The organism is Pseudoalteromonas sp. S8-8, assembly GCF_000497875.1.
Taxonomy (GTDB): Bacteria; Pseudomonadota; Gammaproteobacteria; order Enterobacterales; family Alteromonadaceae; genus Pseudoalteromonas; species Pseudoalteromonas arctica.
This window is the reverse complement of record NZ_AUTR01000043.1, coordinates 68,124-83,960: the sequence shown is the minus strand read 5'-3', so window position 1 is coordinate 83,960 and position 15,837 is coordinate 68,124. Positions and strand designations below refer to the sequence as shown.

Below are 15,837 nucleotides of genomic sequence, written 5' to 3'. Positions count from 1 at the left end.
CATTTGTTACGGGTAACATGTTACCCGTAACTCAATATAATATATACATTGAAAATAATTAATTATTAAATTAAGGCGAGGGTAAATACATGAGTAACACAAATGTAGGTCGTGTTTATATTGTAATGGGGGTTTCAAGCACAGGAAAGTCAAGTGTGGGTGATGCATTAGCAAAGCGCATTGGCGCTAAATTTATCGACGGAGACGACTTACATCCCAAGGCTAATATACTAAAAATGTCATCTGGGCAGCCTTTAAACGATGCTGATCGTGTGCCTTGGCTAGAAAGAATACGTGATGCTGCATTTAGCATTGAAAAGAAAAATGAAATTGCGGTAATAGTCTGCTCTGCATTAAAAAAGAAATACCGAGAACAAATATGTGACGGAAATATAGGCATTACCTTTTTACATCTTTATGGTGATTTTGAACTGGTTAAAAGCCGTATGCAGGACAGAAAAGGGCATTTTATGCCTGTTGATTTACTCAAAAGCCAATTTGAAACGCTAGAAGTTCCAAAAGAAGATGAGCCCAATGTTATAAATATAGATATTAATAACTCATTTGAGCAAGTAGTCGAAAGTTGTATTAGCGCAACTAAAATGAATAGCCACAACAAGTAAAAAGTTTTTAGTTAATCAGTTAACTGTTACTTTTAACATTTAGGGGCTTTATTTGTTATGAGTTAGCATCTGCTCGTGGTGTTTCTAAAATCGCTTTTTTTTCATCTTCAGATAATATTATCCAATCAAAAATTTCTTCGTTGGTACGCCCACACCCGGTGCAGTAACCGCTGCGCCTTTCGCATATTCCTAGGCAATCAGTTTTAAATTTAGATGGTTTTTTGTTTTGATTTAATTGGCGCATTATTAAAGTCCTAACGGTGGTGCAATTTCAAAGCGAGTAGAAAACCCATTACCTTCTTGATTGGTAGAAAGTGTAATAACCGGATTTTTAGTATCAAGTACAAAGGTGCTGTAAATTGAACTTGCTGTTTCTTTTTGGCTTTCAAACCAACCTGTTTTGGTTAAGCATTGGCGTAATTGCTTAGCAAGTGTTTGATGAGACTTTATTGTTTTCGTTTGTGTTTTAACAGGTGTTTGGCATTGGTAGCTTGCTTGCTCTGACTTATTTAAAGTAACTGTACAGGTTGCTCCAATAATATGAGTATTAGTACGCCATTGATTAGTAAACTGGTTATTTACTTTATCTGTTTTGATTGAATTAAAACCAGACTCATAACTGCTTATAAGGTTATTTATGGTGCTGCATTCATTGGTTGTTACTGTGGTTTTTACAGACTGATTCGTTGTAGTAGTGGTTGCTGTAGTTGTAGTTGTAGTCTGATTAGTTTTGCTGGTACAGCCCACTAAAATAAACGCGATAACTAAAGTAAATGCGCCAATAGAAGGAATAATATAGTTTTTCATAGTTCACAGTAACCGATTAATTTAGCCACGCACTATATCACACGTGATTTACTGTAAAAATAAAAAGGCTCATATAAATATGAGCCTTTTTGTTAGTCACAACTAATGCTATTTATGGCGACCTTGCAAGCATTTAACTACATCTTCAAGGGCTAAGCCTTGGCGTTGTAGCAATACGGTAAGGTGATAAATTAAATCAGCAGATTCGTTTGTTAGCTCATCGTTATCGTGTTTCATAGCGGCAAGGGCAACTTCTACGCCTTCTTCACCTACTTTTTGACAACTACGGCTTAAGTCTTTTGCAAATAATGAGGCAGTGTAGCTTTTTTCAGGGTCGTCGTTTTTACGCGCTACAATCACATCTTCTAACTTTGCTAAAAAGCTTAAACTTGGTTTTGCTTCATCACCAAAACAGCTTTGTGTGCCTAAGTGACACGTTGGGCCTTCAGGGTTGGCAAGCACTAAAATTGAATCGTAGTCACAATCGGTATGCACAGATACAACGTTTAAGTAGTTTTCTGATGACTCGCCTTTAGTCCATAAACGTGATTTTGAACGCGAGTAAAACGTTACTTTATTGCTCTCAAGCGTAACTTTTAACGCTTCGCTGTTCATAAAGCCTTGCATTAAAATAACACCAGAGCGGGCATCTTGAATAATAGCAGGGATCATGTCACTTTTAGCGAAATCGACTTGAGCTTGGTTTTGTTGTGTTACTTGCATAATCTTGCTGCCACTTGGTTATCGGTTAAAAATTGTTTTAGTTCGCCAATGTTAATCACATTTTTATGAAAAACGCTGGCGGCTAATGCACCATCTACTTTACTTTGTTTAAATACATCAACAAAATCTTGCATGCTACCTGCACCGCCAGAGGCGATTAAAGGAATGTGACATAGCTCGCGAATTTTACTTAACTGCTCGTTGTCGTAACCGTTACGAACGCCATCTTGGTTCATACAGTTTAATACAATTTCGCCTGCGCCTAGGTCTTGTACACGTTTAACCCATTCCTCGGTTTTATAACGCGTGCGGCTTGATGCATTAGGATCGCCGGTTAATTGGTAAACTAAATATTCACCAGTTGTTTCATCAAAAAAGCTGTCTATGCCAACAACAACACATTGCTTACCAAACTCATCGTGTAATTCTTTAATAAGTTCAGGGCGCGCAATAGCAGGGCTGTTGATGCTTATTTTGTCAGCACCGCGTTCTAAAACACGCGCTGCATCAACGACAGATTTAATACCGCCCGCAACACAAAATGGAATATCGATATTACGTGCAATACTCTCTACCCAATTTACATCAAGTAGGCGTTTTTCAACGCTTGCACTGATTTCGTAAAAAACCAGTTCATCGGCACCGGCTTCGCTGTAAGCTTTAGCCATTGTTAAAATATCGCCAACAACTTCATGGCCTTTAAATTTTACGCCTTTAACTACTTGGCCGTCTTTAACGTCTAAACACGGGATTATGCGTTTTGATAACATGCCAGTGCCTCCTCAACGCTAAATGCGCCATCAAGCAATGATTTACCTAAAATAACGCCGCCAACACCTAGCTCTTTAAGCTTTTTAATGTCATCTAGTGAGCTTACGCCCCCTGAGGCTTGCACTTTAATTGTGCTGTTGTGGCGAGTTAGGTCTTCGTAAAGCTCAAACGATGGACCCGTCATGGTGCCATCTTTACTGATGTCCGTGCATAAAAAGTCGATAACACCTAAGCCAACATAAAAATCTACCAGCTCAAGTAAACCAAATTCAGATTCACTTAACCAACCGTGCGTAGCAGGTGCCCAGCCCGTGGCTGTTTTATTTACATCAAGGGCAATTACAAAGTGCTCTGCGCCAAATTGTTCAATCCAGGCTTTTACTTGTTCGCGTTTTTCTACTGCCATTGAACCAATAACAACTTGGTTTGCACCGGCTTTTAGCCAATCACTTACATCTTGCTCTGAGCGAATACCGCCGCCCACTTGATACGGTACATTAAGTGCTTTGGTTGCAGCTTGAATATGTTTCCACTGTTTTTTACTTGGATCGCGTGCACCTTCTAAATCAACAAGGTGTAGTTTACCTGCGCCGCTGTCGGCGTATTCTTTTAAACGCGCGCCAAGTTCGAAAGGGTAAAACTGTGCTGTGTCGTATTTACCTTGGTACAAGCGCACAATTTGATTTTGTAATACGTCTAATGCTGGAATAATCACAAATAATCTCTTTTTTGTTAGTTAATGGACAACTTACAACTGCCAATCAACAAAATTTTGTAATAAACGTGCGCCAACTTTTGCGCTGCGCTCTGGGTGAAATTGCATGCCCGCGTAATTGTCTTTAGCAACAATGGCCGAAAAGGTTTGACCGTATTCGCCACTCACTAGTGTGGCGTCGTTTACGGTGTGAGCAAAGCTATGAACAAAATACACTTGCTCATCGAATGTTAGCCCTTTAGTTAATGCATGCTCTTTATTAACGGTCAAGTTATTCCAACCCATATGTGGCGACGTTAAATTGCCTACATCAAGCGCTTTTACTTGTCCTGGTATTTTACCTAGGCACTGTACGTTACCTTCTTCGGTGCTTTCGCACAGTAACTGCATACCTAAACAAATACCCATAAGCGGGCGCTGGTATTCATTTATAGCTTGTTGCCAGCCGTTATCGACTAGGCGTTTCATAGCAACCGATGCGTGACCTACACCTGGTAATATAGCGCGCTCAAAACCCGCTAATTGCTCTGGTGAAGTAATTACTGTTGGCGTTTGCCCTAAGCGTTCAAACGCAAAACGTACTGAATTTATATTGGCACAACCGGTATTAATTATGGCAATCATAAACATCCCTTAGAGCTGGCTGTTTGTTGGGTCGTGTCTTGTGCTACTGCCATACGAAGTGCACGTGAAAACGCTTTAAATAAGCCTTCTACTTGGTGATGACAGTTACCGTCGCTTACCGATAAAATAAGGCTAATAGCGGCGTTATCACTTAAGCTTTTGAAAAAGTGCTCAACCATTTGTACGTCTAAATCACCGGCTTTTTCGCGGCTAAAGTTAGCGTTTAATACAAATGATGCACGGCCCGATAAATCAATTTGTGCTTCAGCTTTACACTCATCCATAGGAAGAGCAAAACCATAGCGCGCAATTTGCGATTTAGTACCGAGGGCTTGTTTAAGTGCGACACCTAAGGCAATACCAATGTCTTCAACAAGGTGGTGCTCGTCTATGTGTAAATCACCTTTGGCTTTAATGTTTAAACCAATGTTTGCGTGCGTGCGGATTTGATCAAGCATGTGATCAAAAAAGCCAAGGCCGGTGTCTATGCTGCCATTTTTAGTTTGATCTAGGTTTATTGCCACATCAATTTGGGTTTCTTTGGTATTGCGTGTAACACGACCTTCGCGGTTTGCAGTGGTCAATTTAGTTACTATCGCACTCCAATCGCCGTCGTATAAAATACCTTCACAACATAAGTTTTGAGCAAGGCCAATATCAGTTTCACGGTCGCCAATAACAAAAGAGCGCGCTAAGTCTACTTTGCCTGAGCGCATAAGCTCGGTAAGTAAGCCTGTTTTAGGTTTACGGCAATCGCAGTTTTGCTCGTTAAAGTGAGGGCAAATTAATACTTCGTCAAAGCTAATGCCTTGGCTTTGCATTATGTCCATCATTTTGTCTTGTGCAATATCAAAGTCAGCAGTCGGGAAGCTATCTGTACCCAAACCATCTTGGTTAGATACCATAACTAAGCGATAACCTGCGGCTTGTAATTGTAATAACGCAGGGATAACGCCAGGTAAAAATGCTAGCTTTTCAAGGCTATCTACCTGTTTGTCGGTAATTGGCTCTTCAATGATAGTGCCGTCGCGGTCGATAAATAAATAGGGGTTACTCATGATACTTCGTTTCCTGCTAAAGATGCTGCGGTAGCTGGCGTTTGTAAGCCATCTAACCAAATTTTTACTTGTTCAAGTTCTTGTTCACTACCAATTGAAATTCGTAGCCAGTCGTCTTCACCGTATAGCGTAAAAGCGCGCATAACCAAACCTTGCTCAAGTGCAATTTTAAAGTAATTTTTATCGGCTAATTTTAAAGTAACAAAGTTACCTTCACCAGTGAGAATTTTTAATGCAGCAGGGGAGGCGTTTAGCCAATCCACTAATTTAGCTTTTAAGCTATTTAAAATAGTCACTTGGCGGCGCATCGATGTAATTGCATCAGGTGCAATTGCTTGCGCTGCAATACTTGCTACTACGCCAGATACTGGGTACGGCGCAATGACCTTACGAATTGGCGCTAGTGTTGCTGCTTGTGCAAGCGTAAAGCCCGTTCTGAGCCCTGCTAGCGCAAAGGCTTTAGAAAGCGTACGCAATACGACTACATTACTAAACTCATTAATAAGCTTAGTCGCGCTTTGCTCTGGGCAAAACTCTATATAGGCTTCATCAACAATAACTAATGCAGAACCCATAAGTGCTGTTGCAATCGCTTTTACTTTATCAAGTGGTGTTAGGCTGCCCGTTGGATTATTTGGGTTACAAATAAATACCAGTTTTGAGCTGCCAACAGCTGCAACTATTTCGTCAGCACTGCCACTTAATAATAATTCTTGTGTAAGCGCGTTAATACCAACGTTGTGTGTATCGGCGGTAACTTTGTACATACCGTAGGTTGGTAAAAATAGCGCAATACTATCTTTAGCTGGCTCACAGTATGTGCGCACTAAAAGCTCAATGCCTTCATCTGCGCCGCGCGTCATTAATATATTTTCGCTTTCAAGCTCTGTATAAGCGGCGTAACGGTCAATAACCAGTTGCGGTTGTGGATCAGGGTAGCGATTTAAATCCTCAATACTCAGTTCAAGATTTTTAGCATACGGGCTTTCGTTAGCATTTAGCCACGTAGTACCGGTTAGCTTTTCACTTTTTGCAGAGCTGTATGCAGCAAGGGCTGCAATATTCTTAGGTAATAAGCTAGACGCTTGTGCGCTCTCATTGCTCATTTTTAATTGCCTCTAAACGAATTGAAACCGCATTAGCGTGGGCATCAAGGCCTTCTGCATCTGCAAGTGGTAAAATAGCTTTCGAAAGCTGCGTTAAACCACTTTTGGTAATTGTTTGCACTGTGTATGTACGAAAAAAATCAAGTAAGTTTAAGCTCGAGTATGTTGCACTGTAACCATATGTTGGTAACACGTGGTTAGTACCTGATGCGTAATCGCCTGCAGATTCTGGCGTGTAGTCACCTACAAATACTGAGCCTGCATTTTTAACCTTATCTAGGTATGGTGTTGCATCGCCTAGTTGTAAAATTAAGTGCTCTGGCCCGTATTGCGCCGATACATCAAATGCTTGCTCAATTGAATCAACTAAAATAAGCGATGAATTAGCGAGCGCTTGCTCGGCTGTTTCTTTGCGACTCAAATTAGCCAACTGGCGTGTAAGTGCCTGCTGAGTTTGTTCTATAATACTCTCGCTGTTACATAATAAAATAACTTGCGAGTCTGCACCGTGCTCTGCTTGTGAGAGTAAATCTGCGGCTATAAATTCTGGGTTTGCACGTTCATCTGCAATAACAAGTACTTCAGACGGACCTGCTGGCATATCAATTGCCATACCTGGAATAGTTTGCGCAACGAGCTGTTTAGCCATTGTTACAAAGCTATTACCTGGGCCAAATATTTTGTTCACTTTAGGAACCGATTCGGTGCCATAAGCCATTGCTGCAATTGCGCCTGCGCCACCACTTTCTATCAAAGTAGTAATGCCACATAACTTAGCTGCATATAAAATAGCAGGGTTAATCGCTTTATCACCTTGTACTGGTGTAGCAAGTACAACGGTTTTTGCGCCGCTTAACTGCGCTAATACACCCTGCATAATAACCGACGATGGCAGTGGAGCACTGCCACCGGGTACATAAATACCGACTGCTTCGATGGCTTGATATTTCAGTTCACATACAACGCCTGGTTGGGTCGATAATTTAATATCTTTTGGCAATTGCGCTTCGTGAAAACGTTTAACGTTTGCATAAGCGGTATCAATTGCGTATTTAAGCTCTGCACTTAGTGCTTGCTCTGATGCGTTAATTTCATCAAGCGGAACACATAAGCGAGGGTTAGATCTATTATCAAACTCTTTAGCCATGCTAAGTAAGGCTTTATCGCCTTGCTCTTTTACGTTAGCTAAAATAGTTTTGCATATAGCTTCAACCTTGGCACTAGCAGAAACTGCAGGGCGCATTAGCGCCGCTGCTTGTACTTGTGAAGATTCCTCATTCCAACGAAGCATGGCACTTACTCCATCATTTTTTCAATTGGCATAACTAAAATAGAGTTAGCGCCTAGGGCTTTTAACTGCTCCATTGTTTCCCAAAATAATGTTTCGCTGCTTACCATGTGAAGTGCTACGTATTCATCGTTACCAGCAAGGGCAAGTAGAGTAGGTTGACCAGAACCTGGTAAAATTTCACAAATTTCATCAAGTTTGTTTTTTGGTGCGTGTAGCATGATGTATTTGCTTTCTTTAGCTTGTCTAACACCACGTAGGCGCGGCATAAGCTTATTGATTAGTGCTAGTTTGTCAGCATCTTGAAGATCTTTATTTTGAATTAAACAGGCGTTTGATTCTAAAATTGTTTCGCCTTGAATTAAGCCGTTAGCTTCAAGTGTTGCGCCAGTAGATACTAAATCACAAATTGCATCAGATAAACCCGCACGCGGTGCTACTTCAACAGAACCCGTAAGCATTACTGTACTTGCGTTAATGCCTTCGCGCTTTAACCACTGAGTTAAAATTTCTGGGTAGGTAGTCGCAATACGTTTGCCTTCAAACCAGCTCTTATCGCGAGCGCCAAGCTCTTGTGGCCATGCAAGTGCAAGACGACAGTAACCAAAGTCTAGTTTTGAAAGTTTGGTTACTTCACTTGGAACACCTTGTCGTTCACGTTCTGCTTGAACTTCTACAAGTACGTTTTCGCCAACTATGCCTAGGTCACATACACCGTCCATTACTAAACCCGGAATATCGTCATCGCGCACACGTAGTACGTCAATTGGCATATTAGTTGAGTGTGCAATTAAGCGTTGTTCACGAAGGTTAAGTTTAACACCTAACTGTTTAAGCAGATCTTGACAATCTTTTGATAGGCGGCCGCCTTTTTGGATGGCGATACGTAGACGATTACTATTGTTCATTATTCATTTTCCTTTAATTTAAAAACTAAAAACCCCGAGGGGAACCTCAGGGCGAAAATGAATCAATGTTATTTGAATCGCCAGAGGTTCCTTTTAGGAATAACCTCTCAGCGAAAGACCTGACAGGTTATTCCGGTGAATGGTGGTGATGATGTACTGTTGTCAGGTTTAAACGCATTTTTTATCCTATTTAACTGCCCGTTGTTTTGTTAACGTGCAGTTGTTATCTGTTTAAATAAATTTCGCATTCATAAAAACATAAACAGCTATATTATGGCAAGTTTTTTTTAGCTTAATTAAAGCATATGTTATAACTGTCGATAATATTAAGGTAATAAGCGCGATTTTCGCCAATAATTGGTTGTTTATCACTCAAACCAAGTGGTTAATGAAAAAATAAAAAAATAAAAAAATAAGGAAGTACGCATGGATATTATGATCCCTTATTTAGGAAGAATAACCAGGCTAGAAGTTGAGTCAAAAAGTGCTTTTCATATTGCGGGTGTGCAAAGTGGGACTGCCGCTGAAAAAGTTGAACTAGAGAATAAAAAAAGGCGTGAGTTACAAAAAAAGAAACAGCTCAATGATCAAAAGAGTAAAAAAAAGTCCAACTTAGATGATGACGAAAACCCTCATTTAGATACATGGGCTTGATGACAGCAATTTTACTAAATACATAAGCAATTAACTCAAAAAGGCCCTTTCGGGCCTTTTACTATGTATTTTGCTTATGCCAATTAGCTTAAACTCTTAAGCAGATTGGCATTACTCTTGGCTTTTGCTTTTAAATATATAAAAGCTAAATATAGCGAACACACATACTTGAGCCACAATACCTTGCCATGTTGATTTTATACCAAGCCATGCAATATCAAAGCTCATTGGTAGCGGCGCAATACCTATTATGTCGGCCTCTTGTAATGCAATAACAGCTTTGCCCATAAGCACAAACGAGAGTGCAAATAATAGGTAAGTGGTAATTGCAAAAAACTTAGCAACCGGTAATTTAATTGAGTACTTAATTAATACCCACGTAATAATAGCCAGTATTGCTACAGCTATCGCAAAACCCGAAGCAATAGATGAATATTGAGCAGGCGAGCTTTGCGTTAATAAAGATTGATAGAACAGTACAGTTTCAAAGACTTCACGGTATACGGCTATAAACGAAAGCCCTGCTAAACCCCATAATGTACCCGACTCAAGACGCTTATCTATATTGTCTTTGATGTATTTTTGCCATTGCTGCGCACTGGTTTTACTGTGCATCCATACGCCAACATAAAGTAAAATTACAGCGGCAAACAATGCACCAGCACCTTCCATAACTTCGCGACTTGCACCACTTATTTCTATTAATGTTTGCGCCGCAGCCCACGTTAAGCCACCAGCAATAAGTGCGGTTACCCAACCAACATGTACATATTTAAGTGCGTCTTGGCGTTTAGTTTTAATAAGTACAGTCATAAGGGCAATAATAACGAGGAGTGCTTCTAGGCCTTCGCGTAGTAGTATAACTAAACTCGCTGAGAGGAGTGCACCATCAGTTAGTTTGGTTTCGTTTAGCATGCTATCTGCTTTAGCGAGTTGAGCTAGCGCTGCACTTACTTTTTCGCCAACGATGGCTGCATCTTTCTCGTTTTTAAATGTTTGGCGCAGGTTCATCAGTTGTACTTCGATGTTTTTACGCAGTGTTTCGTCGTAGGCATTTAAGTTGTTTTCAACAAGCTCAAAGCCATCTAGGTAAGCGCTAATTGCTAAATCACTTGCTTGTGAGTAATTGCCTTTAGCATGCGCGGCTTGTGCTGCAAGTAACTGCGTGCGAGTAACCGTTATCGGATTCTTTTTACCGGTAAATAGTTGCTCTGGATTACCACGAAGCCATTTAACGTAATGAGCTTGTGCTTCACTTTGACCTGCCGATAATTGTGCAGGGTTTAAGTTTACAATCTGCGAAGCGGTAATGTTTTGCTCTAGATTTTGTGGTTTTTGAACATCTTTAAATGCCAAGCTACCTACATAAAAAGCTAAAGACCAACGTTGTTGTTCATTAAATTGAGTAAAAGCAATCATTGGCGTGTCGTTAATACCGTTACTTACAGCGTCAAATAACCCCATTAATGAGCGGTTAGTTGCGCGTTCTTCATCGGTAAAATTGGTAGGCTCTGGTGATAAGTTTCTTGCAAGCGGGCCGTCGCCTTGACCACTAGGGCCGTGACACATTGAACAGTTAGCAGCAAAAAGCGCTTTGGTTTGCTCAACAGGAAGTAGTGATGTAGGTAACGATAGTTGCGGCATAAAGGTAAGTAGCGACTCACGAAGCGCTGAGCTTGCTGCACGTACATCGGCAACACTCGCTTTATTGGCAATCGCTGTATGCAGGTCTTTAGCTTGTGCCTTTACTGTATCAAACTCATTTGTTTGGCTTGATAGCTGTCCAGCTTGCTCAATAATAACGTGCGAAAATTCAGTCATTTCTTGATATTCGTCAGGATCAAGTATTTCACCATTCCCAACAGCTGCCACGTAATCAACACCTACATACTCTGCAAGCTGTGCAATTTGTTTTATTTTTGTTTGCTCATTAGGCGAGGCTGAAACACTAAAGCTTGCCATGACCATTATAAAAAGCATAAAAAAACATTGAAATTGTCGTTTGCTCAGAGACACCAAATTTAAAAACATGTGAGAATTATTTATGGACATCGAAAAGCCCTGTAGAGGAAAAGTCAAAATTATAATTGTTTTCATTTGCATTTCAAGCGGATTAATTTAAACAAAGCAGATAAATAAAAAGGATAACAATTTATAGAACTTTAAAGTGTTTTTGTAACACATGAGTAACAGTAACCAAGTGATTTTTATAATAACTTGGTTACTGAATGTGTTGCAGACAAAGCATTTATTACTTGGCTTGCTCAGCTGACTTAATGCTGCTTTGAATAAGCGGCGAAATAGTTAAGCCTTGTACAATAATAGAAAATATAACCACTACGTAAGTAACAATAACGATTAGGTTATGTAGGTCTGAACCGCCTACAAAAACTTGCTCGCGTGGGATTGCTGCCGCCATTGCCAGAGCAAGGCCACCACGTAGTCCACCCCAGGTCAAAATTTTAACACTGTGTTTATCGTAAGTTCTAAAGCGTTTAAAAATTACAAATGGTGCGCCTACACTTATAAAGCGTGCTAGTAATACAACAGGTACCATTAATAACCCTAAACCAATTTCGCCAAGCGTGATTGGCATAGTGACTATTAGCATACCTATTATTAAAAACAGTAGAGCATTTAGAAAGCTGTCGGTTGCATGCCAAAAATCTTTTACGTAGCGGGTATCTTCAGGCCCTGTGCGCTCGGTTGCTTTAGTGCGGGTAATATTACCCATTAATATGCCACTGGTTACCATGGCAAGTGCGCCAGATATTTCCCAAATATTTGCTGCAGCAAAACCTGCTGTTGGGATAGTTAAAGTAATTAATAAGCGAATATTTACATCGCGGCTATTAATAATTAAAAAGTGGCCAACTAATGCAATGACTAAACCAAACGCAATGCCCCCTATTGCATCAACAAAGAATAGCTCTGCTATGTCACCAAATTGTGCATCTGTGCCATAAAAAGCAACAGAAAATATAGTGGTAAATATAACTAAACCAATACCATCGTTAAATAGCGACTCACCTTCTACTTGAACTGAGATGCCTTCTGGCGCTCGCATTTGTTTAATAATAGCAAGTACAGCGATAGGGTCGGTTGGGCTAATAAGCGCGCCAAACAGTAAACAATAAATAAAAGGGACATCAAAACCAAAAACTGAAAATAAATAAAAGCTTAAATAACCCACAATAAATGTGGAAGCAATAGTTGAAAACAATACCAGAGCAGTAATTTCCCACCGCTGCTTACGCAGGGCAAGTAGGTTTATTTCGAGCGCACCCGCATAAAGTAAAAACCCCAACATGCCTTTAAGTAGTAACTCGTTAAAGTCAATACTGGAAACAATTTGGGTCATTGCTAATGCGTTCTGATCGCCTAATAATTTTACTGCAATAATCAGTAATAAAGAAATAACCACAGAGCCAGTAGTAATGGCAATGGTAGTTTGCATTTTGAGGATGTACTGGTTTGCAAAGGCTATAAAAATTGCAATTGCAGAGAGAAAACAAATGAGGTACCAAGCATTCATTGATTAACCTTAACTATTTTTTAAACGACACACAAAAAGGAGGATTATAAACCCGCGTATGTTACTCCTGTAATATTTGAGAGTCACAGTATTTATGCCTAAATATAGCTTTTAATACGGATTGTTTTTAGTAAGAGTTAATAGGAAATTAGGCTTTGTAAATATTGTCATTATTAAATTAAATGTACGTTATAAATACAGTGTTTGTTGTAAACTTTAGTGGTTAATCACATTATTGAAACGTGTGTTGCATCATAAAATAAAAGTCGCTTTTGTAATTACTTGCCCTAAATGCTTTGCTTACGTAAAATCCCGCTATTATTTATTTTAAAGTGATTGGTATTATCAAACAGCTGTTTAGTGCAACCGGGCCTTTGGCGTCATCGTTAGATGGATATACGCCTCGCCAACCACAAATTGATATGGCAGTAGCTGTTGCAGATGCATTAAAAAACAGTTCGCAATTAGTTGTTGAAGCAGGCACGGGTACTGGTAAAACATTTGCATATTTAGCCCCTGCACTTAAATCAAAAGGCCGAACGATAATATCGACTGGTTCTAAAGCCTTACAAGAACAGTTATACCACCGCGATTTACCTCAATTAGTGAAAGCACTAGGTGCTTCTAAAAAAACCGCCTTATTAAAAGGGCGTGCCAATTACTTATGTACCTACCGACTTAACCAGCATGTTGCGCATGTGCCTACTGATAACTCCGACGTAATGCATCAACTAGCTATGGTGGCTAAGTTTGCCAGTGAAACGCAGTCAGGCGATTTAGCCGATTGTATTGGTATAGAAGATGACGCGAAAGTACTGCCTTATGTAAATTCAACAGCCGATAATTGCTTAAGTAAAGAGTGTCCAGATTTTCAAAGCTGTTATATACGCAAAGCACGTTTAACTGCGGCCGATGCCGACGTAGTTGTGATTAACCATCATTTGTTTTTTGCCGACATGGCCGTAAAAGAAAGTGGCTTTGCTGAGCTTATGCCAAAAGCTGACGCGTATATATTTGATGAAGCCCACCAGTTAAGCGAAATTGCCAGTGATTATTTTGGTGAGAGTATTAGTACTAAAAAGCTGGTGGATTTAATTAATGATTTACGTGCTATTTATAGAGCCGAAATTCCCGATATGCTGCAGCTAGGTAAAAGCTTAAATAAGCTTGAAACAAGCGTTGCTGATTTACGATTACAGTTTGGTGTTGATGGCAGTAGAGGCGATTGGCGAGAAAAGCTAAGCGATAAACAAATATGCGCGGCACTTCATCGTGTCATTAGTGATTTAGATTTTGTTTATCAAGTACTTAAACTTTGCCTAGATAGAAGCGACAAAATTGAGCACCCGTTTGAGCGTGCACTTGCGTTTAAAGGGCAGTTAGAACGGGTTTTTGATACTGCTCAAACTGGTTTTAGTTACTGGTATGAAACAACGCGCCGTTATTTAACGATTAATATAACGCCATTAAATGTATCAGCTAAATTTGCTCAAATGATGCAAGACACGGGCGCAGGCTTTGTATTTACATCAGCAACACTTTCGGTCGACAACAAACTAGAGCACTTTAATGCAAGCCTTGGTTTAAAACCAAAGCAAAGCATGATGGTAGATAGCCCATTTGATTACCCTAATCAGGCGCTGCTGTGTTTACCGCGTTACTTACCTGAATCGCACGCTGATAATATGCCGCATGCGATTGTAAAATTAACACTTGAGCTTATAAAGTCAGCGCAAGGGCGTTGTTTTGTGTTATTTACGAGCTATCGAATGATGCACTTAGTTGCCGAAGGGCTCACCACACAAATAGACTACCCAGTTTATATGCAAGGGCAAATGTCTAAGCGTATTATTTTAGAGAAATTTACTCGCCATGGTAATGCGGTATTACTCGGCACGGCTTCTTTTTGGGAAGGTGTTGATGTACGCGGCAGCACATTAAGCTGTGTTATTATAGACAAATTGCCATTTGCAGCCCCTGACGATCCATTGCTTCAAGCTAAAATGCAAGATTGCCAAATGCAGGGAAAAGACCCTTTTTCACACATACAATTACCGCAGGCTGTTATTGCGCTAAAACAAGGTGTAGGGCGTTTAATTCGAGATAGTAAAGACAAAGGCGTACTTGTAATATGCGATAATCGCTTAGTTACACGCCAATATGGCCAAGTATTTTTAAAAAGCTTACCGCCGATGCGCCGCACGCGAAGCTTAGAAGATGCCAATACATTTTTAAAACAAATTAATTAGAGTAATAAAATGATCAAAAGTAATATTCTTGCCCTTGATGCTTCAACTGAAGCACTTTCAATTGTTTTACATTTTCAGGGCCAAACATTTCATCATTTTGAAGAATGTCCGCAGCAACATAGCCAAAAAATACTTCCACTTGTGGATGAGCTATTAACTAAAGCAAACTGTAAATTAAAAGACTTAGATGTCATTGGTTTTGGGCAAGGCCCGGGCAGTTTTACTGGTGTACGTATTAGTGTAGCAATAGCACAAGGTTTAGCGTATTCAACTAATTTGCCGCTTGTAGGTGTGTCTACTTTGGCTATTATGGCGCAACAAGCATTTGAACAAAACGGTAGTCTTAGTGTTTATCCAAGCATAGATGCACGCATGGGTGAGATATACTTTGCACATTACCAAGCGCAAAATAATCTAATGCTTTTAGTTAACCAAGAATGCGTTATAAAACCTGATTTACTAAACAATGATTATATAGCGACCAGTGAGCCATCTGTAGCGGTAGGCACGGGCTTTAAAACCTATCCTGATGCGCTAAATGACTTTGAAAACGTGACAATTAATACTGATATCACATTGCCTGATGCGCGTTATATGTTAGCGCATGTTGAAGCCGCGTTTTTAGCGGGTGACGTTGTAAAAGCGAGTGACGCTCAACCTAAATATGTGCGCGATACGGTAACGTGGAAAAAGCTACCAGGACGTGAGTAATCATATTATTTGCAAATTGGTTGTTTTTAAATCATAATTTTATGCAATATTAAGGTTGGAGATGC

The 15,837-nt window shown here is 40.0% G+C and carries 16 protein-coding genes; 4 read left to right on the top strand and 12 right to left on the bottom strand.

Annotated elements, in window-relative coordinates; genetic code table 11:
* Positions 1–89: 89 nt before the first annotated feature.
* Positions 90–623 carry a gluconokinase gene (locus L659_RS0114975; protein ID WP_029769909.1) on the top strand — a complete coding sequence of 178 codons (534 nt, stop codon included), beginning with the start codon at positions 90–92 and terminating at the stop codon, positions 621–623.
* A gap of 55 nt (positions 624–678) precedes the next feature.
* Here L659_RS0114975 and L659_RS0114970 read toward each other — a convergent pair whose 3' ends face one another.
* The 10 genes from L659_RS0114970 to hisG all read right to left on the bottom strand — a co-directional run bounded on the left by L659_RS0114970 (position 679) and on the right by hisG (position 8,623).
* The gene (locus tag L659_RS0114970) at positions 679–867 is read right to left on the bottom strand and encodes a DUF1289 domain-containing protein (RefSeq protein WP_002960277.1); all 189 of its coding nucleotides are present in this window, start codon (positions 865–867) and stop codon (positions 679–681) included.
* A 2-nt stretch (positions 868–869) separates the two neighbouring features.
* Positions 870–1,430 carry a hypothetical protein gene (locus L659_RS0114965; protein ID WP_024591069.1) on the bottom strand — a complete coding sequence of 187 codons (561 nt, stop codon included), beginning with the start codon at positions 1,428–1,430 and terminating at the stop codon, positions 870–872.
* A gap of 108 nt (positions 1,431–1,538) precedes the next feature.
* The gene (gene hisIE / locus L659_RS0114960; RefSeq protein ID WP_024591068.1) at positions 1,539–2,153 is read right to left on the bottom strand and encodes a bifunctional phosphoribosyl-AMP cyclohydrolase/phosphoribosyl-ATP diphosphatase HisIE; all 615 of its coding nucleotides are present in this window, start codon (positions 2,151–2,153) and stop codon (positions 1,539–1,541) included.
* Positions 2,144–2,923: an imidazole glycerol phosphate synthase subunit HisF gene (gene hisF / locus L659_RS0114955; protein ID WP_024591067.1), complete on the bottom strand. Its 780-nt coding sequence runs from the start codon at positions 2,921–2,923 to the stop codon at positions 2,144–2,146. The genes hisIE and hisF overlap by 10 nt, the downstream gene beginning before the upstream one ends.
* Entirely contained in the window at positions 2,905–3,639 is a 735-nt protein-coding gene (locus tag L659_RS0114950) for a 1-(5-phosphoribosyl)-5-[(5-phosphoribosylamino)methylideneamino] imidazole-4-carboxamide isomerase (protein ID WP_010552951.1), read from the bottom strand. The genes hisF and L659_RS0114950 overlap by 19 nt, the downstream gene beginning before the upstream one ends.
* Positions 3,640–3,672: 33 nt before the next feature.
* Positions 3,673–4,263 carry an imidazole glycerol phosphate synthase subunit HisH gene (gene hisH / locus L659_RS0114945; protein WP_024591066.1) on the bottom strand — a complete coding sequence of 197 codons (591 nt, stop codon included), beginning with the start codon at positions 4,261–4,263 and terminating at the stop codon, positions 3,673–3,675.
* Entirely contained in the window at positions 4,260–5,321 is a 1,062-nt protein-coding gene (hisB, locus tag L659_RS0114940; protein WP_007580650.1) for a bifunctional histidinol-phosphatase/imidazoleglycerol-phosphate dehydratase HisB, read from the bottom strand. The genes hisH and hisB overlap by 4 nt, the downstream gene beginning before the upstream one ends.
* A complete protein-coding gene (gene hisC, locus L659_RS0114935) occupies positions 5,318–6,427 on the bottom strand; it encodes a histidinol-phosphate transaminase (RefSeq protein WP_024591065.1) in 1,110 nt (369 codons plus the stop codon). Before hisC ends, hisB begins: the two co-directional genes overlap by 4 nt.
* The gene (gene hisD / locus L659_RS0114930; RefSeq protein ID WP_024591064.1) at positions 6,417–7,718 is read right to left on the bottom strand and encodes a histidinol dehydrogenase; all 1,302 of its coding nucleotides are present in this window, start codon (positions 7,716–7,718) and stop codon (positions 6,417–6,419) included. Before hisD ends, hisC begins: the two co-directional genes overlap by 11 nt.
* Positions 7,719–7,723: 5 nt before the next feature.
* Positions 7,724–8,623, bottom strand: a complete 900-nt coding sequence (gene hisG / locus L659_RS0114925) for an ATP phosphoribosyltransferase (protein ID WP_007580644.1) — start codon at positions 8,621–8,623, stop codon at positions 7,724–7,726.
* A gap of 426 nt (positions 8,624–9,049) precedes the next feature.
* On the opposite strand from hisG, the gene L659_RS0114920 reads away from it, so the two are divergent.
* Positions 9,050–9,277, top strand: a complete 228-nt coding sequence (locus L659_RS0114920; RefSeq protein ID WP_024591063.1) for a hypothetical protein — start codon at positions 9,050–9,052, stop codon at positions 9,275–9,277.
* Between the two features lie 111 nt (positions 9,278–9,388).
* On the opposite strand, the gene L659_RS0114915 is transcribed toward L659_RS0114920, so the two are convergent.
* Together L659_RS0114915 and L659_RS0114910 are read right to left on the bottom strand one after the other, a co-directional pair.
* The gene (locus tag L659_RS0114915) at positions 9,389–11,245 is read right to left on the bottom strand and encodes a cytochrome c/FTR1 family iron permease (protein WP_024591062.1); all 1,857 of its coding nucleotides are present in this window, start codon (positions 11,243–11,245) and stop codon (positions 9,389–9,391) included.
* Between the two features lie 283 nt (positions 11,246–11,528).
* Positions 11,529–12,812 carry a cation:proton antiporter gene (locus tag L659_RS0114910; RefSeq protein ID WP_007580638.1) on the bottom strand — a complete coding sequence of 428 codons (1,284 nt, stop codon included), beginning with the start codon at positions 12,810–12,812 and terminating at the stop codon, positions 11,529–11,531.
* Positions 12,813–13,144: 332 nt separating this feature from the next.
* Between L659_RS0114910 and L659_RS0114905 the strand changes: the two genes are divergently transcribed.
* Positions 13,145–15,061: an ATP-dependent DNA helicase gene (locus L659_RS0114905; protein WP_024591061.1), complete on the top strand. Its 1,917-nt coding sequence runs from the start codon at positions 13,145–13,147 to the stop codon at positions 15,059–15,061.
* Between the two features lie 9 nt (positions 15,062–15,070).
* On the top strand, positions 15,071–15,772 hold the full coding sequence (gene tsaB, locus L659_RS0114900) for a tRNA (adenosine(37)-N6)-threonylcarbamoyltransferase complex dimerization subunit type 1 TsaB (protein WP_024591060.1): 702 nt from the start codon (positions 15,071–15,073) through the stop codon (positions 15,770–15,772).
* Positions 15,773–15,837 lie beyond the last annotated feature (65 nt).

What these genes read in the sequence shown, in the direction of transcription:
- hisB (WP_007580650.1), bottom strand. Translation starts at nt 5,321, where the DNA reads ATGAGTAACCCCTATTTATTTATCGACCGCGACGGCACTATCATTGAA.
- hisD (WP_024591064.1), bottom strand. Translation starts at nt 7,718, where the DNA reads ATGCTTCGTTGGAATGAGGAATCTTCACAAGTACAAGCAGCGGCGCTA.
- hisIE (WP_024591068.1), bottom strand. Translation starts at nt 2,153, where the DNA reads ATGCAAGTAACACAACAAAACCAAGCTCAAGTCGATTTCGCTAAAAGT.
- hisH (WP_024591066.1), bottom strand. Translation starts at nt 4,263, where the DNA reads ATGATTGCCATAATTAATACCGGTTGTGCCAATATAAATTCAGTACGT.
- L659_RS0114970 (WP_002960277.1), bottom strand. Translation starts at nt 867, where the DNA reads ATGCGCCAATTAAATCAAAACAAAAAACCATCTAAATTTAAAACTGAT.
- L659_RS0114975 (WP_029769909.1), top strand. Translation starts at nt 90, where the DNA reads ATGAGTAACACAAATGTAGGTCGTGTTTATATTGTAATGGGGGTTTCA.
- L659_RS0114915 (WP_024591062.1), bottom strand. Translation starts at nt 11,245, where the DNA reads ATGGTCATGGCAAGCTTTAGTGTTTCAGCCTCGCCTAATGAGCAAACA.
- hisC (WP_024591065.1), bottom strand. Translation starts at nt 6,427, where the DNA reads ATGAGCAATGAGAGCGCACAAGCGTCTAGCTTATTACCTAAGAATATT.
- hisG (WP_007580644.1), bottom strand. Translation starts at nt 8,623, where the DNA reads ATGAACAATAGTAATCGTCTACGTATCGCCATCCAAAAAGGCGGCCGC.
- hisF (WP_024591067.1), bottom strand. Translation starts at nt 2,923, where the DNA reads ATGTTATCAAAACGCATAATCCCGTGTTTAGACGTTAAAGACGGCCAA.
- L659_RS0114920 (WP_024591063.1), top strand. Translation starts at nt 9,050, where the DNA reads ATGGATATTATGATCCCTTATTTAGGAAGAATAACCAGGCTAGAAGTT.
- L659_RS0114965 (WP_024591069.1), bottom strand. Translation starts at nt 1,430, where the DNA reads ATGAAAAACTATATTATTCCTTCTATTGGCGCATTTACTTTAGTTATC.
- tsaB (WP_024591060.1), top strand. Translation starts at nt 15,071, where the DNA reads ATGATCAAAAGTAATATTCTTGCCCTTGATGCTTCAACTGAAGCACTT.
- L659_RS0114910 (WP_007580638.1), bottom strand. Translation starts at nt 12,812, where the DNA reads ATGAATGCTTGGTACCTCATTTGTTTTCTCTCTGCAATTGCAATTTTT.